21 protein-coding genes are annotated in these 23,865 nt (G+C 72.8%); 12 read left to right on the top strand and 9 right to left on the bottom strand.

Annotation, left to right across the window (positions count from 1 at the left end; all coding sequences use genetic code 11):
• Positions 1–38: 38 nt before the first annotated feature.
• From cydD to hisC, 4 genes are all read right to left on the bottom strand, one after another.
• A complete protein-coding gene (gene cydD, locus PV410_RS38570; RefSeq protein ID WP_500330966.1) occupies positions 39–3,524 on the bottom strand; it encodes a thiol reductant ABC exporter subunit CydD in 3,486 nt (1,161 codons plus the stop codon).
• A gap of 13 nt (positions 3,525–3,537) precedes the next feature.
• Entirely contained in the window at positions 3,538–4,539 is a 1,002-nt protein-coding gene (gene cydB, locus PV410_RS38565; RefSeq protein WP_500330965.1) for a cytochrome d ubiquinol oxidase subunit II, read from the bottom strand.
• 11 nt (positions 4,540–4,550) lie between these two features.
• Complete coding sequence (locus PV410_RS38560) at positions 4,551–6,050, bottom strand: cytochrome ubiquinol oxidase subunit I (protein WP_500330963.1); 1,500 nt, start codon at positions 6,048–6,050, stop codon at positions 4,551–4,553.
• Between the two features lie 153 nt (positions 6,051–6,203).
• Positions 6,204–7,277: a histidinol-phosphate transaminase gene (hisC, locus tag PV410_RS38555; protein WP_500330961.1), complete on the bottom strand. Its 1,074-nt coding sequence runs from the start codon at positions 7,275–7,277 to the stop codon at positions 6,204–6,206.
• A gap of 338 nt (positions 7,278–7,615) precedes the next feature.
• Here hisC and PV410_RS38550 point away from each other — a divergent pair, with 338 nt between their 5' ends.
• The 3 genes from PV410_RS38550 (at position 7,616) to PV410_RS38540 (ending at position 10,944) form a co-directional block, all read left to right on the top strand.
• Positions 7,616–8,716 carry a LacI family DNA-binding transcriptional regulator gene (locus PV410_RS38550; protein ID WP_500330959.1) on the top strand — a complete coding sequence of 367 codons (1,101 nt, stop codon included), beginning with the start codon at positions 7,616–7,618 and terminating at the stop codon, positions 8,714–8,716.
• Between the two features lie 168 nt (positions 8,717–8,884).
• Positions 8,885–9,922, top strand: coding sequence for a metallophosphoesterase (locus tag PV410_RS38545; RefSeq protein ID WP_500330958.1), 1,038 nt, complete (start codon positions 8,885–8,887; stop codon positions 9,920–9,922).
• A 161-nt stretch (positions 9,923–10,083) separates the two neighbouring features.
• Positions 10,084–10,944 (top strand): hypothetical protein, encoded by an 861-nt coding sequence (locus tag PV410_RS38540; protein ID WP_500330957.1) that lies wholly within the window; start codon positions 10,084–10,086, stop codon positions 10,942–10,944.
• A gap of 77 nt (positions 10,945–11,021) precedes the next feature.
• Here the strand turns inward: PV410_RS38540 and thiC are convergent, their stop codons facing one another.
• Positions 11,022–12,767 carry a phosphomethylpyrimidine synthase ThiC gene (gene thiC, locus PV410_RS38535; RefSeq protein WP_500330955.1) on the bottom strand — a complete coding sequence of 582 codons (1,746 nt, stop codon included), beginning with the start codon at positions 12,765–12,767 and terminating at the stop codon, positions 11,022–11,024.
• 181 nt (positions 12,768–12,948) lie between these two features.
• Here thiC and PV410_RS38530 point away from each other — a divergent pair, with 181 nt between their 5' ends.
• The 3 genes from PV410_RS38530 (at position 12,949) to PV410_RS38520 (ending at position 16,075) form a co-directional block, all read left to right on the top strand.
• Positions 12,949–14,259, top strand: a complete 1,311-nt coding sequence (locus tag PV410_RS38530) for a YibE/F family protein (protein WP_500330953.1) — start codon at positions 12,949–12,951, stop codon at positions 14,257–14,259.
• 19 nt (positions 14,260–14,278) lie between these two features.
• A complete protein-coding gene (locus PV410_RS38525; RefSeq protein WP_500330952.1) occupies positions 14,279–14,479 on the top strand; it encodes an NfeD C-terminal domain-containing protein in 201 nt (66 codons plus the stop codon).
• 120 nt (positions 14,480–14,599) lie between these two features.
• A complete protein-coding gene (locus PV410_RS38520) occupies positions 14,600–16,075 on the top strand; it encodes a flotillin family protein (RefSeq protein WP_500330950.1) in 1,476 nt (491 codons plus the stop codon).
• 43 nt (positions 16,076–16,118) lie between these two features.
• On the opposite strand, the gene PV410_RS38515 is transcribed toward PV410_RS38520, so the two are convergent.
• Both PV410_RS38515 and PV410_RS38510 read right to left on the bottom strand, forming a co-directional pair.
• Positions 16,119–16,331, bottom strand: coding sequence for a DUF5326 family protein (locus tag PV410_RS38515; protein ID WP_018558186.1), 213 nt, complete (start codon positions 16,329–16,331; stop codon positions 16,119–16,121).
• A gap of 122 nt (positions 16,332–16,453) precedes the next feature.
• A complete protein-coding gene (locus PV410_RS38510; RefSeq protein ID WP_500330948.1) occupies positions 16,454–16,771 on the bottom strand; it encodes a cupin domain-containing protein in 318 nt (105 codons plus the stop codon).
• A 57-nt stretch (positions 16,772–16,828) separates the two neighbouring features.
• On the opposite strand from PV410_RS38510, the gene PV410_RS38505 reads away from it, so the two are divergent.
• The 6 genes from PV410_RS38505 (at position 16,829) to PV410_RS38480 (ending at position 21,620) form a co-directional block, all read left to right on the top strand.
• On the top strand, positions 16,829–17,206 hold the full coding sequence (locus PV410_RS38505; RefSeq protein WP_500330947.1) for a phage holin family protein: 378 nt from the start codon (positions 16,829–16,831) through the stop codon (positions 17,204–17,206).
• Positions 17,207–17,230: 24 nt separating this feature from the next.
• Positions 17,231–17,764: a low molecular weight protein-tyrosine-phosphatase gene (locus PV410_RS38500; RefSeq protein ID WP_500330945.1), complete on the top strand. Its 534-nt coding sequence runs from the start codon at positions 17,231–17,233 to the stop codon at positions 17,762–17,764.
• Positions 17,761–18,648: a fructosamine kinase family protein gene (locus PV410_RS38495; protein WP_500330943.1), complete on the top strand. Its 888-nt coding sequence runs from the start codon at positions 17,761–17,763 to the stop codon at positions 18,646–18,648. The genes PV410_RS38500 and PV410_RS38495 overlap by 4 nt, the downstream gene beginning before the upstream one ends.
• Positions 18,649–18,729: 81 nt before the next feature.
• On the top strand, positions 18,730–19,866 hold the full coding sequence (locus tag PV410_RS38490) for a cystathionine gamma-lyase (RefSeq protein WP_500330941.1): 1,137 nt from the start codon (positions 18,730–18,732) through the stop codon (positions 19,864–19,866).
• A gap of 226 nt (positions 19,867–20,092) precedes the next feature.
• Positions 20,093–20,989 (top strand): LysR family transcriptional regulator, encoded by an 897-nt coding sequence (locus tag PV410_RS38485; protein WP_499512920.1) that lies wholly within the window; start codon positions 20,093–20,095, stop codon positions 20,987–20,989.
• 103 nt (positions 20,990–21,092) lie between these two features.
• Positions 21,093–21,620: an NUDIX domain-containing protein gene (locus PV410_RS38480; RefSeq protein WP_500330938.1), complete on the top strand. Its 528-nt coding sequence runs from the start codon at positions 21,093–21,095 to the stop codon at positions 21,618–21,620.
• 42 nt (positions 21,621–21,662) lie between these two features.
• Here the strand turns inward: PV410_RS38480 and PV410_RS38475 are convergent, their stop codons facing one another.
• On the bottom strand, positions 21,663–22,322 hold the full coding sequence (locus PV410_RS38475) for a pyridoxamine 5'-phosphate oxidase family protein (protein ID WP_500330936.1): 660 nt from the start codon (positions 22,320–22,322) through the stop codon (positions 21,663–21,665).
• Positions 22,323–22,377: 55 nt separating this feature from the next.
• Positions 22,378–23,817: a globin domain-containing protein gene (locus PV410_RS38470; protein WP_500330934.1), complete on the bottom strand. Its 1,440-nt coding sequence runs from the start codon at positions 23,815–23,817 to the stop codon at positions 22,378–22,380.
• Positions 23,818–23,865: the final 48 nt, after the last annotated feature.

Below are 23,865 nucleotides of genomic sequence, written 5' to 3'. Positions count from 1 at the left end.
GGTTCTGCCATACGGCGAGCCTAGGCCGGTGCCGCGTCCTACGCCGTGATCGACTCCGGCTCGGGCGCGCCCAGTGCGTCGGCCGCACGCTCGCGGTCCAGGCCCCGGCGGAACGGGCCGTCGGCGGCGGCCAGCTCCTGGTGCGTACCGCGCTGCACGACCCGGCCGCGGTCGAGGACGAGGATCTCGTCGACCCCTTCCAGACCGGTGAGGCGGTGGGTGATCAGCACGGTCGTCCGGCCCGTGGTCGCGGCCAGCAGATCGGCGGTCAGGGCGTCGGCGGTGGCCAGGTCGAGGTGTTCGGCGGGCTCGTCGAGCACCAGGACGGGGAAGTCGGCGAGCAGCGCCCGGGCCAGCGCCAGCCGCTGGCGCTGGCCGCCGGACAGGCGGGTGCCGTGCTCGCCGACCGGGAGGTCGAGGTCCAGGTCGAGCCGGGCCGCGGCGAGCGCGCCGCGCAGCTCCGCGTCGTCCGCGCCGGGGCGGGCCAGGCGCAGGTTCTCCCGGACCGTGCTGTCGAAGGCGTGCGCGTCCTGGGCGCACAGGCCGACCATGCGGCGCACGGCGTCGCCGTCGAGGGCCGTGGCGTCGGTGCCCGCGAGGGTGTAGGTGCCCGCCTCGACGTCCAGGAAGCGCAGCAGCACGTGGGCGAGGGTCGTCTTGCCCGAGCCGGAGGGGCCGACGACCGCGATCCGGCGACCGGGAGTCAGTTCGAGGCCGACGCCGTCCAGCGCGGGCCGGGGCTGCCCCGGATGGCGGGCGGTGAGACCGCGCAGCACCAGGGGGTGCGGTCCGGCGGGCACGGGGGCAGGGCGTTCCGGCTCCCGTACGGGCTCGGGGGTGTCGAGCACGTCGTACACGCGCTGCGCCGCCTGCCGGCTGCGCTGCCGGTACTGCGCCGCGAGCGGCATGGCCGCCACCGCCTCGAAGGCCGCGAGCGGGGTGAGCACGACGACCGCGAGCGCGACCCCGGACAGTCCGCCGGCGGCCACCGCCCGCACGCCCGCCCAGGCGCAGAGCGTGACGGTGACTCCGCTGACCAGGGCGCCGAGCCCGGCCCCGAGCGCCGCACCGGCCGCGGAACGCGCCGCGATCCGGGTGAGCACGCGGTCCGTCTCGGCCGCCTTGGCGCGGCGCCCGGGCAGTGCCCCGGCGACGGTCAGTTCGGCGGTGCCGGTGAGCACCTCGACGACCTGGGCCGCGAGTTCACCGCGGGCGGGGGCGAGCGCGCGTTCGGCGCGCCGGGCCAGCGCCGCGGAGACGGCCGGCACGGCCACGCCGGCGGTGAGCAGTCCCACCGCCAGGGCGGCTCCGGCACCGGGCAGCAGCCACGCCGTGAACGCGGCCGCCGCGGTACCGGTGAGCGCGGCGGCGCCCGCGGGGAGCAGCCAGCGCAGGAAGTAGTCCTGCAGGCCGTCCACGTCGGCGACGAGGCGGGAGAGCAGGTCGCCCCGCCGGGTGTCGCGCAGCGCGGCGGGCGCGAGCCGCTCCAGCCGGCGGTACACGGTCACCCTGAGGTCGGCCAGGGCGCGGAAGACGGCGTCGTGCGAGACCAGGCGCTCGGCGTAGCGGAACACCGCCCGGCCGATCCCGAAGGCCCGGGTCGCGGTGACCGCGACCATCAGGTAGAGGACCGGCGGCTGCTGCGAGGCCCGGGATATCAGCCAGGCCGAGGTCGCCATCAGACCGACGGCGCTCAGCAGCGCGAGGGCGCCGAGCAGCAACGCGAGGGCGAACCGCGGCCGCAGCGGCGACGTGACCCGGCGTACCCGGGTCAGCGGCGCGGAGGTTCTTGCGGCGGCGGAGGGCGCGGCCGGCGCGACGGCGAGGGCCGCGCCGAGGGGTTCGGGGGCACTGACCGTGGCCGCGGCCTGCCGTTCGGCCCTGGCGGGGTGCCCCGCGGTGGACGGCACGGCACGCTCCGGGCGGCCGTCGAGCCGCGCCGTGCGGTCCGCCACGGCCAGCAGCGCCGGGCGGTGCACCACGAGCAGCACCGTGCGGCCGGCCGCGAGCCGCCGTACGGCGTCGACCACGGCCGCCTCGGTCTCCCCGTCCAGCGCCGCCGTGGGTTCGTCGAGCAGCAGCAGCGGCCGGTCGGCGAGGAACGCCCGGGCCAGGGCGACGCGTTGCCGCTGTCCGGCGGAGAGCCCGGCGCCACCCTCCCCGACCACCGTCGCGGGGTCGAGGTCCGGGGCGCCCGCGTCCCGGAGCGCGGCGCGGACCCCGGCCGGGCTCGCGTCCGGCCGGGCCAGCCGTACGTTGTCGGCGACGGTCCCGGCGAAGAGGTACGGCCGCTGGGGGACCCAGGCGATCTGCCGGTGCCAGCCGGCCGGGTCGTGGGCGGCGAGTTCGGTGCCGCCGGCCAGGACCCGTCCCGAGGTCGGCTCGGTGAAGCCGAGCAGCACGGAGAGCAGGGTGCTCTTGCCGATCCCGCTGGGGCCGGTGAGGGCGATCGTCTCGCCGGGGGAGACCCGCAGGGAGACGGCGCCGAGGCGGCCCTGCACGGCGACCCCGTCCAGTTCGACGACCGCGGCCCGCAGGTCGGGGGCCGGGGCCGTGCCGCGCCGGGGCGGCGCGGTCTCCAGCACGGCGAAGACCTCGTCGGCGGCGGAGAGCCCCTCGGCGGCCGCGTGGTAGTGGGCTCCCACCTGGCGCAGCGGCAGGTACGCCTCCGGCGCCAGGACGAGGATGACCAGCCCGGTGCGGAGGTCGAGTTCACCGTGGACCAGCCGCATGCCGACACCGACGGCGACCAGGGCGACGGAGATGGTGGAGAGCAGTTCCAGGGCGAAGGAGGAGAGGAAGGTGATGCGCAGCGTCCGCATCGTGGCGCGCCGGTGGTCGGCGGTGATGGCGCGGATGGACTCGGCCTGGGCCTTGGCCCGGCCGAAGACCTTGAGGGTGGGCAGGCCCGCGACGACGTCGAGGAAGTGGCCGGACAACCGGGCGAGCAGCTGCCACTGACGGTCCATGCGGGCCTGGGTGGCCCAGCCGATGAGGACCATGAAGACCGGGATGAGGGGGAGGGTCAGGGCGATGGTGAGCGCCGAGATCCAGTCCTCGGTGACGATGCGGGCGAGGACGGCGGCGGGCACCACGACCGCCAGGCCCAGTTGGGGCAGGTAGCGGGCGAAGTAGCCGTCGAGGGCGTCGACGCCCCGGGTGGCGAGCGTGGTGAGCTCACCGGTCCGGCGCTCGGTGAGCCCCGCCGGGCCCAGTGCGGTGACGTGCTCCAGCAGCCGTGTGCGCAGCCGGGACTTGACCGCGGCGGAGGCGCGGTGGGCGCACAGCTCGGTGAGCCAGGAGACGGCCGCCCGGCCGGCCGCGACGCCGGCGAGCAGCAGCAGGGGGGTGCGCAGCGCTACGGCGTCGAGACCGTCCTGGAAACCTCCGACGACGATCTCCGCGAGGAGCATCGCCTGCGCGATGACCAGGCCCGCACCGGCGAGACCGAGCAGGACGGAGACGGCGAGGAACACACGGGTCGCGCGGGCGTACCTCAGGAGCCGGGGGTCGACGGGTTTCACGTGAAACAGCTCCTCAGTGCGCTTCTGCGATGTGCTGGGTGCCGATCCGCCTGCGGAACACCCAGTACGTCCAGGCCTGGTAGAGCACGACCAGCGGGGCCGCGATCGCGGCGCACCAGGTCATGATCTTCAGCGTGTACGGGGTCGAGGAGGCGTTCTCCACCGTCAGGCTCCACGCCGGGTCCAGCGTGGAGGGCATGACGTCCGGGAAGAGCACCAGGAAGAACATCGCCACCACGGCGGTGACGGTGACCCCGGAGAAGGCGAACGCCCAGCCCTCGCGGCCCCTCAGGTTGGCGCCCAGCGCGGCGAGCAGCGCGAGCACGGCGACGGCCGCGGCCGCCAGGCTCGCCGTGTTCCCGCCGCTGCCCTGCGTCCAGGCCAGGAAGGCGACCGCGAGCACGGCGGTGACCGCTCCGGCCCGGGTGGCGAAGCGGCGGGCGCGGTCGCGGATGTCACCGAGGGTCTTCAGCGCCGCGAAGACCGCGCCGTGGAAGGTGAAGAGGCTGAGCGTGACGAGTCCGCCGAGCAGGGCGTGGGGGCCGAGCAGGTCCAGGACCCCGCCGGTGTACTCGCCGGAGGCGTCGATGTCCACCCCGTGCACGATGTTGGCGAACGCCACGCCCCACAGGAAGGCGGGGAGCAGGGAGGTCCAGAAGATGGCCTGTTCCCAGCCGGTCTGCCAGCGCTCGGTGCTGCGCTTGGCCCGGTACTCGAAGGCCACGACCCGGACGATCAGGCAGAGCAGGATCACCAGCAGCGGCAGGTAGAAGCCCGAGAAGAGGGTGGCGTACCACTCGGGAAAGGCGGCGAAGGTGGCGCCGCCGGCGGTGATCAGCCAGACCTCGTTGCCGTCCCAGACCGGGCCGATGGTGTTGATCAGCACCCGCCGTTCGGGTCGGTCGCGGGCGAGCAGCCGGGTGAGGACGCCGATGCCGAAGTCGAAGCCCTCGAGGAAGAAGTAGCCGGTCCACAGGACGGCGATGATGACGAACCAGACGTCGTGGAGGTGCATGCCGTCTCTCCCTAGTACGAGAAGGCCATCGGACGGTCGGCGTCGCCGCCGATCTTCGTGGGGGGATTGAGGTCGGCCTCCGTGAGCTCGGGCGGCCCGGCCTTGGCGTACTTGACCAGGAGCTTGACCTCGACGACGGCGAGGACGGCGTAGAGCGCGGTGAGGACGATCAGCGAGGTCAGCATCTCGGCGGTGGAGACGCCGGGGGAGACCGCGTCCTCGGTGCGCAGCAACCCGTACACGACCCACGGCTGGCGGCCGTTCTCGGTGAAGATCCAGCCCCAGGAGTTGGCGATCAGCGGGAAGCCCATGGTGAGCAGCCCGATCCGCCAGTACCAGCGGGACAGGGCCGGGGAGAGTGCGGTGTTCCTGGTGAGCATCAGGTGCGGTGGCTCGTCGTCGGCGGTGCGCCGGTCCCCGGCGAGCCAGAACCTGCGGCGGGTGAGCCAGAGTCCCGCCAGGCCGACCGCGAAGGAGGTCATGCCGAAGCCGATCATCCAGCGGAAGCCCCAGTAGGCGACCGGGACGTTGGGCCGGTAGTCGCCGGGGCCGTACTTCTCCTGCTCGGCCTTGTTGACGTCGTTGATGCCGGGGACGTACGAGCTGAAGTCGTCGTGGGCGAGGAAGGACAGCAGTCCGGGGACCTCGACGGCCACGGTGTTGTGGCCCTTCTCGACGTCGCCGTACGCGAAGATCGAGAACGGGGCCGGGGACTCGCCGTCCCACAGGGCCTCGGCGGCGGCCATCTTCATCGGCTGCTGCTCGTACATGACCTTGCCCAGCCGGTCGCCGCTGATCGCGGTGAGCAGGCCGGCGACGACGGCGGTGACCAGGGCGAGGCGCAGCGAGGTCCTCATGACCGCGACGTGCCTGCGGCGGGCCAGGTGGTAGGCCGAGATGCCGATCATGAAGGCGGCGCCGGTCAGGAAGGCCGCGGTCAGCGTGTGGAAGACCACGACGAGGGTGGTGTTCTGGGTGAGCACGGCCCAGAAGTCCGTCAGCTCGGCGCGGCCGGTGACCTTGTTGTAGCGGTAGCCGACCGGGTGCTGCATCCAGGAGTTGGCGGCGAGGATGAAGTACGCGGACAGGATCGTGCCCAGCGAGACCAGCCAGATGCAGGCCAGGTGGATCTTCTGCGGCAGCTTGTCCCAGCCGAAGATCCACAGGCCGATGAAGGTGGACTCGAAGAAGAAGGCGATGAGCGACTCGAAGGCGAGCGGGGCGCCGAACACGTCGCCGACGAAGCGCGAGTAGTCCGACCAGTTCATGCCGAACTGGAACTCCTGGACCAGGCCGGTGGCCACGCCCATGGCGATGTTGATCAGGAAGAGCTTGCCCCAGAACTTGGTCGCCCGCAGGTACTTCTCCTTGCCCGTGCGCACCCAGGCCGTCTGGAGGCCCGCGGTCAGCGCGGCGAGGGAGATCGTGAGGGGGACGAAGAGGTAGTGGTAGACGGTCGTGATGCCGAATTGCCATCGCGCGACGGCCACGGAGTCCAGTGCCAGGTCCACGCCACGCCTCCTATCTTGCCGAGCTTGTGAAAGTGAACGCATTCACAAGCTCAGTATGCCGCACACGTTTTCGCCCCCTCACACCGGGGGGTGGGAGGGGGCGAAAAGGGCGCCACGACGCCCCGTGGAACCCGGGACGGCGCGTGGGGGCGGCTACAGCTCCTTGCGGAAGGCCTCGGCCGTACGGAGCAGGACGTCGTTGGCGGCGTCCTCGCCGATCGTGATCCGCACGCCCTCCCCCGCGAACGGACGGACGGTGACGCCGGCCCGCTCACAGGCCGCGGCGAAGTCGGCCGTGCGCTCCCCCAGCCGCAGCCACACGAAGTTGGCGTGGGTCTCCGGCACCGTCCAGCCCTGCGCCGTCAGCCCGTCGAAGACCCGGGCCCGCTGGGTCACCAGCGCGTCGACCCGCTCCAGCAGCGCCGCCTCCGCGCGCAGCGAGGCCACCGCCGCGTCCTGGGCGAGCTGGCTCACCCCGAAGGGGACGGCCGTCTTGCGCAGCGCCGCCGCGACCGGCTCGTGCGCGATCGCGAACCCCACGCGCAGCCCGGCGAGCCCGTACGCCTTGGAGAAGGTGCGCAGCACCGCCACGTTGGGACGGTCGCGGTAGACCTCGACGCCGTCCGGGACCTCGGGATCGCGGATGAACTCCTTGTACGCCTCGTCCAGCACGACCAGCACGTCCGAGGGGACGCGGTCCAGGAAGCGCTCCAGCGCGGCCCGGCGGACCACCGTGCCGGTGGGGTTGTTGGGGTTGCAGACGAAGACCAGCCGCGTCCGGTCGGTGATCGCCCCGGCCATCGCGTCCAGGTCGTGGGTCTCGTCCGCGTCCAGCGGAACCGGCACCGAGGCCGCTCCGCTGATCTGCGTGATGATCGGATAGGCCTCGAAGGACCGCCAGGCGTAGATGACCTCGTCACCCGGTCCGGCGGTCGACTGCAGCAGCTGCTGCGCGACCCCGACCGAGCCGGTGCCGGTGGCGATGTGCTCCACCGGCACGCCGAAGCGGTGCGCCAGCTCGCCGTGGAGGGCCGTGCACGCCATGTCCGGGTAGCGGTTGAAGTTCTCCGCGGCGGCGGTGGCCGCCTCCAGGACACCGGGCAGCGGCGCGTAGGGGTTCTCGTTGGAGGACAGCTTGTAAGCGGTCACTCCCTCTTCCACGGCCGGGGGTCTGCCCGGCTTGTACGTGGGGATGCCGTCCAGTTCGCGGCGCAGTTTGGGGCTCATGCCCCACACCATACGAGCGGCCGCCCGGCCGGGGGAGGCCCTGCGACCCACGGGCGCGCGGCAGGGGCTCGCGGCGGACGCAGCAGGCGGTGCGACGCACTGCGCGCCGGTGGCGCGCGCGGTGGCGCGCATCCCTCGAAGGGGTGAGTTGATGCACGTCCACACCGCGGGGGGCGGGGCGGACGGGACCCCGTGACGGGCCCGTGACACGTGGTAGCCACCCGCCGCCACCTGCGCTTTCCCGGCCACGCCCGGCAGCGTGTGCGGGGAAACGTCTCTGTCAACGCCTTCTCCGGCACCCCGCGAAAGGACCACCCGACCCCTACTATCACCACGCCATGACAGCAGCAGGGAACCACCAGGCGAGCCGACCCGCCGGACGCCGGCTGGAGCGGGCCGGCATCAGGGACGTGGCCGCCGCGGCCGGCGTCTCGATCACCACTGTCTCCGACGCGCTCAACGGCAAGGGCCGACTGCCCGACGCCACCCGCCGTCACGTCCGTGAGGTCGCCGACCGGCTGGGGTACCGCCCCTCCGCCGCCGCCCGCACGCTGCGCACCGGGAGGTCGGGGCTGATCGGCCTGACCGTGACGACGTACGGCGAAGAACCCTTCACCTTCACGGAGTTCGCCTACTTCGCCGAGATGGCCCGGGCCGCCACCTCCGCCGCGCTCGCCCGCGGCTACGCCCTTGTCATCCTGCCCGCCTCCTCCCGGCACGACGTGTGGAGCAACGTCGCGCTGGACGGCACGGTGGTGATCGACCCCTCCGACCACGACCCGATGGTCACCGAGCTGGTGCGGCAGGGCATCCCCGTGGTCAGCGACGGCCGCCCGGCCGGCAGCCTGCCCGTCCAGGCCTGGGTCGACAACGACCACGAGGCCGCCGTGCTCGGCATCCTGGAGCACCTCGCCGAGGCCGGGGCCCGCAGGATCGGCCTGCTCACCGGGACCAGCACCGACACCTACACCCGCCTGTCCACCACCGCCTACCTCAACTGGTGCGAGCGGATCGGCCAGGAACCCGTCGTCGAGGCCTACCCCGCCCACGACCCGTGCGCCGGCGCCGTCGCCGCCGACCGCCTGCTCGCCCGCCCCGACCGCCCCGACGCGGTCTACGGCCTCTTCGACCCCAACGGCACCGACCTGCTCGCCGCCGCCCGCCGCTACGGGCTGCGCGTGCCCGACGACCTCCTGCTGGTCTGCTGCAGCGAGAGCATGGTCTACGCGACGACCGAGCCCCCGATCACCACGCTCTCCCTCAAACCGGGCCGGATCGGCACCGCGGTCGTCCAGTTGCTCATCGACGCCATCGAGGGGGTTGACGCGGGCCGCCCGGTGCAGCAGGTCATGCCGACCGACCTGATCGTCCGCACCTCCTCCCAGCGGCGCTCGCCGCGCACCACCGTCAGCCCGCCCCGCGGGCCCGCGGGGGGATAGGAACCGGTGCCTCCGGGGCGAGAACGGTCCACCCCGTGCGGATTTGTCCGCACCGGATGAAATCGCTATCAGCAGGTGTGTCACGCCACGACATCGTCATTCCTATGATGGGCGGATGGTGGCGCGACGGTGGAGGGGTCGATGACTCAGGGGGCAGGTCAGGGACCCATGCCCGGTACCTCGTACGGCTGGTCTCAGGACCCCGCGGAGGTGGTGGCGCACGGTGCGCCCATGACGCCGTCGGCGCACCCCGCCGATGCCGTCGGGGCCCCACCCGGCTACCCGGCCGGGCACGAACCGACCATGATCGACGAGCGGATGATGCCGCCGGAGTACACGCCCACGCAGCACGACCTCCCGGTGGTCACCGCGACCGACCCCCAGGCGCTGGGCCCGCTCTACGTCGTCGGCGACGTCCACGGCTACCTGGACCGGCTGCGCGAGGCCCTGTACGCGACCGGGCTGATCGACTCCGAGGGCCACTGGGCGGCCGGCAACGCCCGCCTGTGGTTCCTCGGCGACTTCACCGACCGCGGCCCCGACGGCATCGGCGTGATCGAGCTCGTCATGCAGCTGTCCGCGGAGGCCGCCGCGGCCGGCGGCTACACCAGGGCCCTCATGGGCAACCACGAACTGCTGCTGCTCGGTGCCCACCGCTTCGGCGACACCCCGGTGAACTCCGCCGCCGGCACCGCCTCCTTCCTCGCCGCCTGGCGCCTCAACGGCGGCCAGACCACCGACATGGAGCGGCTGCAGGACCACCACGTCGCCTGGATGTCCCGGCTGGACGCGGCCGCCCTCACCGACGGCCACCTGCTGCTGCACTCCGACACCACCGCGTACCTGGAGTACGGCGGCACCATCGACGCCATGAACGACGCCGTCACCGGCATCCTGCAGCGCGGCGACGCCGACGAGTGCTGGGAGCTGTTCCGCAAGTTCACCCGGCGCTTCGCCTTCCGCGGCGAGTCGGGACCGGAGGCCGCCCGCGAACTGCTCGACACCTACGGCGGCCACCGCGTCGTGCACGGCCACAGCCCCATCCCGTACCTGCTCGGCGAGCCCGGCGGGGAGCTCGGCGCCGAGCAGCCGGACCGGTCCGCCGTCATCGAGGGACCGCACGTGTACGCGGACGACCTGGCGGTGGCCATGGACGGCGGAGTGACCATGGACGGCAAACTCCTGGTCGCACAGCTGCCGTTGTAGTCCCCGAAACCCCCATTTTCCGGAAACACTCTGTCACCGCGTCACCTCCGCGCTCTACCATCGGGATATCCGTAGGCAGCTTCTCCTCCGCTTCCGCCCAGCCGGACCGGACCTCAGTCCTTCGTGAACTCCGGGCGGCACCGGAGACGGAGCATCGGGGGATGCACATGAACAGCGCTCCACACCTGCTGACCGAGGACCGCCCGGAGTTCGAGCGCGCCCTCGACACGGCTCTGCACTCGGAGGGCACGCGGGCCGCCCTCGCCGACCCGCGCAGCCGCCTCAACGCCGAGCAGTTGCGCACCCTGGCGCTCAACGCGGCCGGGCCCATCTCCGCCTGCGCCGCGCCCGAGTACGAGCAGTTCGTCAAGGTCCGCGAGGCCCTCGCGGAGCAACGCCGCGAGGCACGCACCGCGGCCGTGCCGGGCATCGGCTACGCGGCCGCGGCGGCCCCGGTCGCCGCCGACGGCTCGGGGGCAGGGCTGTTCGCCGTCGTCGCCGTGCTCACGCCGATCCTGGCGGGCACGGCCGCCGTCATCTTCCTCGTGCTCGGGTACGCCCTGCGCTTCGGGCACCCCGAACCGGCGATCGCCCAGCCGCTGCGGCAGGCCGGCTGGCTCTTCGCGGCCGTCGCCGCCTGCGGCGTCGTCATCGGCATGGTCGGACTGCTGCTCACCGCGCTGCGCAACGGCTCGACCGCCCTCCACGACCCTCCCGACGACGAGTCACGTGACGTCGCGCTCGCCCGCGAGCTGTGGCGCCGGGCCCTGGTGGAGCGGGGGCTGCAGCCCTTCCTCGACGACGCCCTCGCCAAGGCCGCCGGCGCCGCCCCGACCGCCCCCACCGCGAGCCCCGGCGGCGGCACCTCCCGGATGCCACGCCTCGGCTACTCCCGCCCCGACTTCTCCAGCCCCGGCCCCGAGTCGTCCCCCGAACCCGGGGACCGCTTCACGAGCCCCGACTTCACCAGCCCCGACTTCTCCAGCCCCGACTTCGGCGGCCCGGACCACACCCCGGACTGACGGGACTTCGACTTCGACGACGACGCGGGACCGCACCGCCGGCAGCCCGTGCGGACGGGCTGCCGGCGGATACCGGGTCAGTCGGCGACCGGGAGGTAGACGCGGTTGCCCGAGGCGGCGAACTCGCGGGACTTCTCCGCCATGCCGGCCTCGATCTCCTCGGGCGTACCGCCGTGTTGGCGGCGGATGTCCTGGGAGATCTTCATCGAGCAGAACTTCGGCCCGCACATGGAGCAGAAGTGCGCGGTCTTGGCCGGCTCCGCCGGCAGCGTCTCGTCGTGGAAGGCCCGCGCCGTGTCCGGGTCGAGGGCCAGGTTGAACTGGTCCTCCCAGCGGAACTCGAAGCGGGCGTCGGACAGGGCGTCGTCCCACTCCTGGGCGCCGGGGTGGCCCTTGGCGAGGTCGGCGGCGTGGGCGGCGATCTTGTAGGTGATGACGCCGGTCTTGACGTCGTCGCGGTCGGGCAGGCCCAGGTGCTCCTTGGGGGTGACGTAGCAGAGCATGGCCGTGCCCCACCAGGCGATCATCGCGGCGCCGATGCCGGAGGTGATGTGGTCGTAGGCGGGCGCGATGTCGGTGGTGAGCGGGCCGAGGGTGTAGAACGGCGCCTCCTCGCAGATCTCCTGCTGGAGGTCGATGTTCTCCTTGATCTTGTGCATGGGGACGTGCCCCGGCCCCTCGATCATCGTCTGCACGCCGTGCCGCTTGGCGACGCTGTTGAGTTCGCCGAGCGTGCGCAGCTCCGCGAACTGGGCCTCGTCGTTGGCGTCCGCGATGGAGCCGGGACGCAGGCCGTCGCCCAGGGAGTAGGTGACGTCGTAGGCGGCGAGGATCTCGCAGAGCTCCTCGAAGTTCTCGTAGAGGAAGCTCTCCCGGTGGTGCGCCAGGCACCAGGCCGCCATGATCGACCCGCCGCGGGAGACGATGCCCGTCTTGCGGCGCGCGGTCAGCGGGACGTACCGCAGCAGCACGCCGGCGTGGACGGTCATGTAGTCGACGCCCTGCTCGGCCTGCTCGATGACGGTGTCCTTGTAGATCTCCCAGGTCAGTTCCTCGGCCTTGCCGTCGACCTTCTCCAGGGCCTGGTAGAGGGGGACCGTGCCGATGGGGACGGGGGAGTTGCGCAGCACCCACTCGCGTGTGGTGTGGATGTTGCGGCCGGTGGAGAGGTCCATGACCGTGTCGGCGCCCCAGCGGGTGGCCCAGGTCATCTTGTCCACCTCCTCCTCGATGGAGGAGGTGACGGCAGAGTTGCCGATGTTGGCGTTGACCTTCACCAGGAACCGCTTGCCGATGACCATCGGCTCGATCTCCGGGTGGTTGACGTTCGCCGGCAGGACGGCGCGTCCCGCCGCGATCTCCTCGCGGACGACCTCGGGGGAGACGCCCTCGCGGAGCGCGACGTACTCCATCTCCGGGGTGACCTCGCCCCGCCGCGCGTACGCCAGCTGGGTCGCCGGCTGTCCCGGCCGGCCGCGCCGGGGGAGGCGAGGACGGCCGGGGAAGACGGCGTCCAGGTTGCGCAGGCCGCCACGCGGTGAGGTGTGCTTGAGGCCGTCGTCCTCGGGGCGGACGGGGCGGCCGGGGTACTCCTCGGTGTCGCCGCGGGCGACGATCCAGTTCTCCCGCAGCGGCGGGAGGCCGCGGCGGACGTCGGTGGTGACGTTCGGGTCGGTGTACGGGCCGGAGGTGTCGTACAGCGTCACGTCCCGGCCGTTGGTGAGGTGGACCCGGCGGACGGGGACCGCGATGTCCGGGCGGGACCCGGTCACGTACCCCTTGTGCCAGCCGATTTCGCGCGCGCGTGCATCCTGCATGGTCATGAGACCCACTCCCTACGCCGGCATTACCCGGTAACAGGTTCAGCGGTCGGCGCAGCTGGTGGCCCCTCGGCCGGTCAGCGCCCTCTCAGCCCGGTGCTCCGAGCTCCCGCGTTCGCAAAGGTGCCTCAACGCTAGCGGGTCCTCACTGACGCACACCAGGGGGTGTTGCGATGATCGGGCGGTGGACTCCACTCACCCGCACGCGCACGGCCATGGTCACGGACACGGTCACGGACACGGTCACGGCCCGGTGCCGCCGGTCTCCCGGCACCTGCGCAAGGTCATCGCCGCCGTCCTCGTCCCCTTCGTCGCGGCCGTGGTGGCCGGCCTGGTGGTGCTGTGGCCGGGCGGTGTGCCGGAGCACGACCGCACCGGCGTCGGCTTCGACCAGCAGACGCAGTCCGGACGGGTGGTGAAGGTCGAGGACGTCAAGTGCTCGGAGGTCAACGCCGAACCGGGCGCCGGCGCCGCTCCCTCCCCCGGGCCCTCGGCGGCGCCGTCCGGCCCGGCGATCTGCCAGCGGGCGACCATCGAGGTCACCTCGGGCAAGGACGCGGGCCGCACCTTCACCGAGATCGTGCAGCCGACTCAGACCCGGCACTACACGAAGGACCAGAAGGTGCTGCTGGCGTACGCACCCCAGGCGCCGCGCGAACTGCAGTACTCGGTGACCGACCTCGACCGGGCGTTCCCCCTGTGGCTGCTGGCCGGGATCTTCGCCGCGGTGGTGGTCGTGGTCGGGCGGCTGCGCGGGATCCTGGCGCTGGCCGCGCTGGTCATCAGCTTCGCCGTGCTGACGCTGTTCATCCTCCCGGCGATCCTGCACGGCAGTAATCCGCTCCTGGTGGCGGTGGTCGGCGGCAGCGCCATCATGCTGATCGCGCTCTACATGTGCCACGGCCTGAACGCCCGTACCTCGGTGGCGGTCCTGGGCACCTTGTGCTCGCTGCTGCTGATCGGCGTCCTGGGCTCGGTCTTCATCGACTGGGCGCTGCTCAGCGGCAACACCTCGGACGAGACGGGGCTGATCCACTCCCTCTACCCGGACATCGAGATCCGCGGTCTGCTGCTGGCCGGCATCATCATCGGTTCGCTGGGCGTCCTGGACGACGTGACGGTCACCCAGACCTCGGCCGTGTGGGAGCTGCGGGAGGCGAACCCGTCCGCCGGCCCGCGGCAGTTGTACTCGGCGGCGATGCGCATCGGCCGCGACCACATCGCCTCGGTCGTCAACACCCTGGTGCTTGCGTACGCGGGTGCGGCGCTGCCGCTGCTGCTGCTCTTCTCCATCGCGGAGCGCGGGGTGCTGGCGGTGGCGGGCAGCGAGCTGGTCGCCGAGGAGATCGTGCGCACCCTGGTGGGCAGCATCGGCCTGGTGGTGGCGGTGCCGTTGACGACGGCACTGGCCGCGCTGGTGGTGTCGGCGGACCGCGGCAGCGGCGACACTGTTCCCACGGGCACCGGTCGCGGGCACCGGCGCCGCGCCAAGTGAGCTTGGAGGGGCGGGGGACGTGGTCGGACTGCAGGGCCGGGTGACCGGGACGGTCGGGCCGGGGCTGGTCGGCGAGGTGATCGTGCACGTGCGGGGCGGTGCGGAGGCGTTCCTGGCGTACCCGGGGACCGCCGGGGAGCGCATCGAGAAGGGCACGGTCGTGGTGGTGGTGGAGCACCTGCCGCCGCGCACCGTGTACGTGGCGCCCGCGTACGGCTGAGCGGATCGCTCCGCTCCGCGTCAAGAAAGCGACAAGGATCCGCCAGGACCTACCGGACCGTCACCCACAGGCGCACACTCCCGTACGCGGCCCCGATCGGGGCCATTCGTAAGGGGGCGTATGCCGATGCTCATCGGCGTTGCGGCGGGCGGGGCGCTCGTCGCGGTCATCATCCTGATCGGCCTGTTCCGGCTCATGTGGCGGGTCGCCGAGCCCAACGAGGCACTGGTCATCTCGGGTTCCAAGCACCGTACGGACGGTGTGGGGGAGGGCATGGGGTTCCGCATCGTCACGGGGCGGGGGACCCTGGTCCTGCCCGGCGTGCAGGCGGTGCGCAGGCTCTCGCTCGACCTCAACGAGGCCGAGCTGAACGTGGACTGCGTCACCCAGCAGGGCATCCCGCTGAAGGTGCACGGCGTGGTCATCTTCAAGGTCGGCGACGACATGGTCTCCATCGCCAACGCGGCACGACGCTTCCTGGACCAGCAGAAGTTCATGCCCGAGCGGGTGCACAACGTCTTCGCCGGTCATCTGCGCTCCATCGTGGGCGGGCTGACGGTGGAGCAGATGATCCGGGACCGGGAGCGGCTCACCGCCGAGACCCGGGCCGCCTCGGGCTCGGAGATGGAGAAGCTCGGTCTGATCATCGACTCGCTGCAGATCCACGAGATCGTCGACCCGACCGGTTACATCAACAACCTGGCCGCTCCGCACGCCGCGGCCGTCCAGCGTGACGCGCGCATCGCGCAGGCGGAGGCGGACCGGCTGGCCACCGAGGCCGAGCAGCAGGCCGCGGCCCGCATGGCGGAGGCGACCCGGGACAGCCAGATCCTGCAGGCCGGTTACATGGCCGAGCGGGACAAGGCCACCGCGTCCTCCCGGCAGGCGGGACCGCTCGCGGAGGCGGCGGCCCGGCAGGAGGTCGTCGTCCAGGAGACCCGGGTCGCCGAACTGGAGGCGCAGCGGCGCGAACAGCAGCTGCAGGCGGACGTCCGCAAGCCGGCGGACGCCTCCGCGTACGAGAAGCGGACGCTGGCCGAGGCCGAGCGCGACGCGCGCATCTCGGCGGCCGAGGCGAAGGCCCGCGAGACGGAACTGGCCGCCATCGCCGAGGCGAACCGCGTCAAGACGGCCGCGGCGGCCCAGGCGGAGCAGACCAGGATCGGCGGTGAGGCGGCCGCAGCGGCCACCCGGGCCACAGGTGAGGCCGAGGCCGCCGCGACCCAGGCACGGGGTCTGGCGGAGGCCGAGGCCGCGAAGGCCAAGGGCCTGGCCGAGGCCGAGTCGATCAAGGCGCGGGCCGCGGCCCTGGCGGAGAACCAGGAGGCGGTCGTCGCCCAGCAGCTGGCCGAGAACTGGCCGGAGATCGTCCGGGCGGGCGCCGAGGCCTTCGGCAACGTGGACCACATGGTGCTGCTGAACGGCGCCGACGGGATGTCGGAGATGTTCGCCAAGGCGCTGACCATGGGTGGTACGGGCCTGGGCCTGGCCCGTCAGCTGCTCGCCCAGATGAACGGCGCGACCGGCGCCGGCGGCGACGCCTCACCGAACGGTGCGGCGCCGCGGGGCCCGGAGCGCGTGCGGCTCCAGGACTGAGCGGCGCACCTCCCGTGGGGCCCGGTGACCGGGCCCCACGGGGTCACCACTTGTCGCGGGAGTCGGACGAGGACGAGGTGAACTTCTTGACCACGTACACCAGACCGCCGACCAGTGCCACGAAGACCAGCACCTTGAACAGCAGCCAGAACAGGAACCCGATCGCGCTGGCGATCATGCCGCCGAAGACCACGATCGCGATCACCGGCACCGCGACCCACTTGACCCACCAGGGCAGGCCCTCGAAGAGCTTCACCGTTTCCTCCTCCTTGTCGTCCTTCCGCTCCCAGGCTAGGGCCGCGGCGGCCCCCTGCGGAGGCCTCGCGGTCCCCATCCGTCCCTGACCCTCCCCCTACGGGAACCCGGGGGCGAAGGCCCTCACGCCTCGGGGGGCGAGAAGACCACCATGACGTTCAGGTCCTCGGTGACGTGGTGGAAGCGGTGCGGCGTCCCGGCCGGGACGTAGACCACGCTGCCGCGCGCGACGTGCGTCGTCTCCTCCCCCACGGTGATCAGCGCCCGGCCGCTCACGACCAGGTAGATCTCGTCCTGCGCGTGCGGTTTCTGCGGGTCGAGCGCCCCGGCCCGCAGGGCGTAGAGCCCGGCGGACATGTTCCGCTCGCGCAGGAAGCCGAGGTACGCGCCCTCGTTGGCGGCCCGCTCGGCCTCCAGGTCGTCCAGCCGGAACACCTTCACGTACCCGCTCCCTCTCGCCCCTGTGCCTGTGGGATCACTTCTGCGACGATCTCAGCCATGATGAACTTCGTCGTCAAGACGCTCGCGAACGCCGGGGCCCTGCTGGTGGCCATCTGGCTCGTGGGCAACATCACGCTCACCGGTGACGACACCGCGCACAAGGCCCTCACCCTCATCCTCGTCGCCCTGGTCTTCGGCGTGGTGAACTGGCTGGTGAAGCCGCTGGTGAAACTGCTCTCGCTGCCCCTGCTCGTGCTCACCCTCGGGTTGTTCACGCTGATCGTCAACGCCCTGATGCTGCTGCTCACCTCCTGGATCTCCGGCGAGCTCGACCTGGACTTCCACGTCGAGGGCTTCTGGGCGGCGTTCCTCGGCGGTCTGATCATCAGCATCGTCTCCTGGGCCCTGAACATGGTCCTGCCGGACGAGGACTGACCCCGGGGCTGCATCATGGAGCCCATGAGCGCTCCGTCCTCCCGCACCCCGCTGCGGGTGTGCTTCGTGTGCACCGGCAACATCTGCCGTTCGCCGATGGCCGAGTCCGTCTTCCGCGCCCGTGTCGAGGAGGCCGGACTCGGCGCCCTGGTCGTCGCGGACAGCGCGGGGACCGGCTCCTGGCACGAGGGCGACGGCGCCGACCACCGCACCGTGGCCGTGCTCCGCGCGGCCGGGTACGGGCACGAGCACATCGCGCGCCAGTTCCAGCCCGAGTGGTTCGCCGGGCTCGACCTGGTGATCGCCCTCGACTCCGGCCACCTGCGGGACCTGCGCCGGCTGGCGCCGACCGCGGAGGACGCCGCCAAGGTGCGGCTGCTGCGCTCCTACGACCCCGGCGCGGACGCCGGGGCGGACGGCCGTGGCCTGGACGTGCCCGACCCCTACTACGGGGACATCGGCGGCTTCGAGGAGTGCCTGGAGATGTGCGAGGCCGCCGCCGACGGCCTGCTGGAGGCCGTACGCGACGCCCTCGGCGAGCCCGCGCCCACGCCGTGACCCGTCCGGCCGGACCCGCGGACCGGGTCGCCGCCCTGCTGGGCGAGCCGGTGACCGAGCTCGGCCCGGTGGGCGGCGGCTCCATCTGCCGGGCGGTACGGCTGCGGCGCCGCTCGGGCGGCACGGTCTTCGCCAAGTCCCTCGCGGACGCGCCGCCGGGCTTCTTCGCCGCCGAGGCCGCGGGCCTGCGGCTGCTGGGCGGGACCGGCACGGTCGCCGTACCGGAGGTGCTCGCCGCCGACGACCGCACGCTCGTCCTGGAGTGGGTCGAGCCCGGCCCCGCCACCCCGGCCGCCGCCGAGCGCCTGGGCCGTGAACTCGCCGCCCTCCACCGGGTCCCCGCCCCGGGGTACGGGACGGCGCACCCCGCCTACATCGGTTCGCTCCCCCTGCCGTCGTCCGGCTCCGGGCAGGCGCCCGGCTCCCCCGGGGACTGGCCCTCCTTCCACGCCGGCCGGCGGCTGCTGCCCTTCCTGCGGCAGGCCGCCGACGACGGGGCCGTGACACCGGCCGACGTCCGCGCGGTCGAGCGGGTCTGCGAGCTGCTGCCGCGGATCGGCGGCCCCCCGCAACCGCCCGCGGTGATCCACGGCGACCTGTGGTCCGGCAACGTCCTGTACGCCGCCGACGGCCGCGCCCGCGTCGTCGACCCGGCGGCGCAGGGCGGGCACCCCGAGGCCGACCTGGCGATGCTGGAGCTGTTCGGCTGCCCGCACCTGGAGCGGGTGCTCGCCGCGTACGAGGAGGTCCGGCCGCTGCCCGGCCGCCGGGAACGGGTGCCGCTGCACCAGTTGCACCCCCTGCTGGTGCACGCCGTCCTGTTCGGGGCGGGCTACGGGGCCGCCGCGGGCCGGGCCGCCCGTGAGGCCCTCGCGTCCGCCTAGCGGACGGCCGTGTTCGTTGGCCCGTACACCGGTATCTTCCGCCTGTACGTTCGCGAAGACGGGGAGAGCGAGGAGAGGGCGATGACGGAGTACGAGAGCAGACCCGGGGACAGCACCCGCAGCGTGCACGCGGGCCGCCCGCCGGCCCGGCCGCACGAGCCGGCCCTGCCCGGCCCGGTGTTCGCCGCGCACTTCCACCTGCCGGGCGACGTCACCGGCCCGTACACCTACGGCCGTGACGAGAACCCCACCTGGACCCGGCTGGAGGAGGCGATCTCCGCCCTGGAGTCCCCGGACGTCCCCGCGCAGACGCTGGCCTTCGCCTCGGGCATGGGCGCCATCTCCTCCGTGCTGTTCTCGCAGGTGCGTTCCGGCGACACCGTGGTGCTGCCCTCCGACTGCTACCAGGCGACCCGCACCCTCCAGGGCCGCCTGGAGGACTACGGGGTCTCGGTGCGCCTGGCGCCCACCGCAGGCGACGCCCAGCTGAAGGTGCTGGAGGACGCCCGGCTGCTGTGGATCGAGACGCCGTCCAACCCGGGCCTCGACGTGTGCGACATCCGCCGGCTGGCCGACGCCGCGCACGCCGCGGGCGCGCTCGTGGCGGTCGACAACACCCTCGCCACCCCGCTCGGCCAGCGTCCGCTCGACCTGGGCGCGGACTTCTCGGTGGCGAGCGGCACCAAGGCACTGTCGGGCCACGGCGACCTGCTGCTGGGCTACGTGACCACCCGTCGGCCCGAGCTCGCCGCCGGGGTGCGGATGTGGCGCAAGACGGTCGGCGCGATCCCCGGTCCCATGGAGGCCTGGCTGGCCCACCGTTCGCTGTCCACGCTCGCGCTGCGGGTGGACAAGCAGGCCGCCAACGCCCTGGAGCTCGCCTCCGCGCTGCGCCGGCGCCCCGAGGTGACCGACGTCCGTCACCCGGGTCTGGTGGACGACCCGGCGCACGCCGTCGCGACCGCGCAGATGACCCGGTTCGGCAGCGTCGTGTCCTTCACGCTGCCCGACAAGGAGCACGCCGAGCGCTTCCTGTCCGAGCTGCTGCTGACGACCGAGGCCACCAGCTTCGGGAGCGTGACCAGCACCGCAGAACGCAGGGCGCGCTGGGGCGGCGACGCGGTCCCCGAGGGCTTCGTCCGCTTCTCGGTCGGGGTGGAGGACGCGGCCGACATCCTGCGGGACGTGACGCAGGCCCTGGACGCCGCCGCGCGCTGACCCCGCCCGTTCATCTCAAACAGATATATCTACGTAGAGGGACCTACGCAGAATGGGTGGCCCGAGCCTCCCCCCTCGTGGCTCGGACCACCCTGGCTTTACGCGCGGAGATCCGCTCGAACAAGGCTAGTTGACTCTGCGTCAGTGTCCAATCACAGTTGCGATACAGACCTATCGATATATTTATATGTTGGGGTCGTACCGGTGGCCGGGAGGGAGCGGTTCCATGGATCTGGCTCTGCTGCGCACGTTCGTCACCGTGCACCGGGCCGGCTCCTTCACCAGGGCCGCCCAGCTGCTGGGACTGTCGCAGCCCGCCGTCACCAGCCAGATCCGCAGCCTGGAGCGGCAGGTGGGCCGCCCTCTGTTCCTGCGCCTGCCGCGCGGCGTCGCCCCGACCCCCGTCGGGGACGACCTGGCCCACCGGGTGGCCCCGCACCTCGACGCCCTCCTGGAGATAACCGAGGCGGACCTCGACGAGGAGTCGGGCAACCGCACCCTGCACCTCGCCGGGCCGCCCACCTTCACCTCCCTGCGCGCCCTCCCCGCCCTCGCCCCGCTGGTCGCCGAGGGCCTGCAGTTGCGGATCGCGCTGGCCGGCGAGGACGAGGCCCTGGCCGGCCTGGCCGCGGGCCACCACGACCTGTCCATCGGCACCCTCCGGCCGCGCGACCGGCTGCTGACCGCCAGCGCCCTGTGGGACGAGGAGCAGATACTCGTGGCCGCGCCCGTCTGGCAGGAGCGGATCGGCGGCCCGCTCGCGGTGCGCACCCACGGGGCACAGGTCCTCGACGACATCCCCGTGATCTCCTACGACGAGGGCATGCCGTTGATCGACCACTACTGGTCGGCGGTCTTCGACACCACCCCTGCCATCGTCCCCGCCGTGGTCGTGCCCGACCTGAGGGCGGTCCTGGAGTGCGTGGTCGCCGGGGTCGGCATGGCCGTCCTGCCGCGCTACCTGTGCTGTGAGGCCATCACGGCGGGCGCCGCCAAGGCGCTCCTGGAGCCGCCGGTGCCACCCCTGCGCACGTACTTCGTCTCGGTGCGCGCCGGGACGCTCGCGCTGCCGCACATCGCGCGGGTGCACGAGCAGCTGATGCGCTCCTCCGCGGCCTGGTGACCGCGCGCCCGGCGTACGGCGGGTGACCTCCGCGAGAACGCGGCGTTCCGATTCGCCGTCCCGGAAGCGTTTGCCGCCTCCCGCGCCGCGGCAGATCTCAGGCATGCCCCCGGACATCGAAGCACCTGCCAGGGGCGGTGCACCGACCGCCCCGGCCACCCGGCCGGTGGTCAAGCGCACCGCCCGTGCCATCCTGCTCGACGGCGACTCCCTCGTGCTCATCAAGCGCACCAAGCCCGGGCTCCACCCGTACTGGGTCACCCCCGGCGGCGGGGTCGAGGCCGAGGACGCCACCATCGTCGAGGCGCTCCACAGAGAGCTGGACGAGGAGCTCGGCGCCAAGGTCACCGACGTCGTTCCGGCCTTCGTCGACACCGTCGAGCACATCGGCGAGGACGGCTCGCACGGCGTGAAGGTGCAGCACTTCTTCGTGTGCCGGCTGGCCTCCATGGACCCCTCGCGGCGGCACGGCCCCGAGGTGGACGAGCCCTCGGGGACGTACGACGTGGTCCGCGTGCCCTTCAGCCGGGTCGGGCTCGCCTCCGTGGAGATCGTTCCGCTGACCCTGCGGCACTACCTGGACGGCAACATCGAAGGCGTGCTGGGACTGCTCTCGGCCGACCTCGGCTGACCTCGGGGCGGCCCGGCCGGCCCCGGGCCGACCGGGGCGGCCTCAGACGCCGAACCAACCCGGGCCCGCGCCGCCGGGCCGCTCGGTGCGGGAGTGCGCGGCGTCGGCGGCCGCCCGGAAGTAGTCGCCGCCCTTGCGCCGCACGTCGTCGGTGCCCCAGGCCCGGCCGCCCTGCAGGGGCACCTTCGCCATCCGCGGGATGTGCTTCGAGCAGTGGACGTACGCCTCCACGACGCTCACCCGTACCCACAGCTGAGGCCTGCGGCCGGGCACCGCGTCCACCGGGAGCCAGGGGTGCAGGGCGCGCATCGCGCCGTCCGGGACCACCCGCGCGCGGCCGTTGACGTGCAGTCCGATCCGGTCCCGGGTGAAGTCGAGCATCAGGATGCCCACGTGCGGGTTCTCGCGCAGGTTGCCCAGCGAGGCCATCACGCCGTTCCCCCGGTACTCGGGGTAGACCAGGGTCCGCTCGTCCAGCACGGTCAGGAAGCCGGGCGGGCCGGCCCTGAAGGTGCTGTCGCACTCCCCCCGGGCGTCCGCCGTGGACAGGAAGAACATCTCCTGCCGCTCGGTGAACTCCCGCATCAGCGGGTTGAGGTGGTCCAGCACCTGTTCGGTGTAGAAGCGGTCCGCGCGGTCGGCCGTGCCCATCTCCTCCTGGACGCGGTGCTCTCCCGCACTTCCGGGACGTTCCTGCGGCAACGTTTCTCCTCGTGGGGGGGTGGTGGGGGCCCCGGGGGGCGTGGGCGGAGCGGATTCAGTCGCCGGCCGCGACCAGTTCCTCGATCAGGTCGTGCCGGATGCGCTGGGAGGGCATGCCGCTGCGCACGAGGGTGTCGACGCCGCTGCGGATCATCCCGGGCGGCCCGCTGAGGTACGCGTCGTACTCGGGCCAGGGGCCGTACTGCCGCACGATCTCGGGGAGCGGGCCGTGCAGCCCCACTTCGCCGCGGCCGTGGGAGACCACGGGGCGCACCGAGAGCCAGGGGTGGCGCCGGGCGAGCCCCACCAAGGTGTCCAGGTCGTACAGGTCGTGGTCGCTGCGGGCGCCGTAGAAGACGTCCATGGCACGGCGGCGGCCGTGCTCGGCGACGTCCTCGACCAGGGCCTTGATGGGGGCGATGCCGGTGCCGCCGCCCAGGCAGAGCAGTCCGTTGTCGGTGCTGTGGTCCACGACCATGGAGCCGCCCGGAGGACCGAGCCGCAGCACGTCGCCGGGTCGGGCCCGGTGGACCAGCGCCCCGCTGACCCAGCCGGCCGGCACGGCCTTCACGTGGAAGACCAGCAGGCCGTCCGGGCGGGGGGCGCTGGCGAAGGAGTAGTGCCGCCAGACCCGCGGCCACCAGGGCGTCTCCAGCGTCGTGTACTGGCCCGCGAGGAAGGGGTAGGGCTGGTCGGGGCGGACGCTGAGGACCGCGATGTCGGAGGTGCGCGGTTCGTGGCTGACGATCTCCGCCTGCCACCAGGGCGGCGCGTGCTTCTCGTCGGCCGCCGCCGCGTCGATCATGATCTGCGAGATCGCCGTGTAGGCACGCACCCAGGCCGCCTCGACCTCGTCGTTCCAGACCGCCGAGGCGTACCGGGTCAGCGCCCCGATCAGGCATTCCCCCACGGCCGGATAGTGCTCGGGCCGGGTGCCGTATTTCCGGTGGCCGCGGCCCAGGTGGGACAGGTATTCGGTGAGTATCTCGGCGTCGTCTATGTGTTCCGCGGCGGTGAGGAGCGCTTTCAACAATCGGTCGCGCTGCGCGTCCATCGCGGCCGGAAAGAGTTCGCGCAACTCCGGATGCCGTATGAACAAAAGTGCATAGAAATACGACGTCGTCTTGTCGGCTACGGGCGCGACCTCCTCCATCGTCCGCCGGATGAGCAGTGCGTCCGCGCTCGGCTGCCGCGACCGAGGCCGGGCCTCCGCCCGGGGCGGGGGCTGCCGGTCCGGCGGCTCCGGATGGTGCCGCGGCCCCGGCGCGTCCTGTGGGGGGCCGGGCCGCGGCAGCGCCGGGCCGGGGCCGGTGCTCCGCCCGGCTCCCGTGCCCACCGGCCTGATGGGCCGTACCGGGCGGCTCGGCTCGCCGCCGTCCCCGCCCTCGTGGTGGGGTCTCGGCCCGTCAGGGGGTGTGTGCGGCGTGAACCATCCGGAGGACCCAGCCCCGGCTCCCTTTCCCGGTTCGGCCGCGTTCGTGGTCAGAGCGTCCATGGTCAGCTTCGCCTCGAGCTTCTCCCGGTCGGTGTCCGTACATCGGCC

Source organism: Streptomyces sp. PA03-5A (assembly GCF_033792725.1).
GTDB lineage: Bacteria > Actinomycetota > Actinomycetes > Streptomycetales > Streptomycetaceae > Actinacidiphila.
This window is presented reverse-complemented; position numbering and strand designations above follow the sequence as displayed.

Coding starts and splice junctions, on each gene's coding strand:
- cydB (WP_500330965.1), bottom strand. CDS start 4,539: ATGCACCTCCACGACGTCTGGTTCGTCATCATCGCCGTCCTGTGGACC.
- hisC (WP_500330961.1), bottom strand. CDS start 7,277: ATGAGCCCCAAACTGCGCCGCGAACTGGACGGCATCCCCACGTACAAG.
- PV410_RS38550 (WP_500330959.1), top strand. CDS start 7,616: ATGACAGCAGCAGGGAACCACCAGGCGAGCCGACCCGCCGGACGCCGG.
- PV410_RS38545 (WP_500330958.1), top strand. CDS start 8,885: ATGCCCGGTACCTCGTACGGCTGGTCTCAGGACCCCGCGGAGGTGGTG.
- PV410_RS38540 (WP_500330957.1), top strand. CDS start 10,084: ATGCACATGAACAGCGCTCCACACCTGCTGACCGAGGACCGCCCGGAG.
- thiC (WP_500330955.1), bottom strand. CDS start 12,767: ATGACCATGCAGGATGCACGCGCGCGCGAAATCGGCTGGCACAAGGGG.
- PV410_RS38520 (WP_500330950.1), top strand. CDS start 14,600: ATGCCGATGCTCATCGGCGTTGCGGCGGGCGGGGCGCTCGTCGCGGTC.
- PV410_RS38505 (WP_500330947.1), top strand. CDS start 16,829: ATGATGAACTTCGTCGTCAAGACGCTCGCGAACGCCGGGGCCCTGCTG.
- PV410_RS38500 (WP_500330945.1), top strand. CDS start 17,231: ATGAGCGCTCCGTCCTCCCGCACCCCGCTGCGGGTGTGCTTCGTGTGC.
- PV410_RS38490 (WP_500330941.1), top strand. CDS start 18,730: ATGACGGAGTACGAGAGCAGACCCGGGGACAGCACCCGCAGCGTGCAC.
- PV410_RS38485 (WP_499512920.1), top strand. CDS start 20,093: ATGGATCTGGCTCTGCTGCGCACGTTCGTCACCGTGCACCGGGCCGGC.
- PV410_RS38480 (WP_500330938.1), top strand. CDS start 21,093: ATGCCCCCGGACATCGAAGCACCTGCCAGGGGCGGTGCACCGACCGCC.
- PV410_RS38470 (WP_500330934.1), bottom strand. CDS start 23,817: ATGGACGCTCTGACCACGAACGCGGCCGAACCGGGAAAGGGAGCCGGG.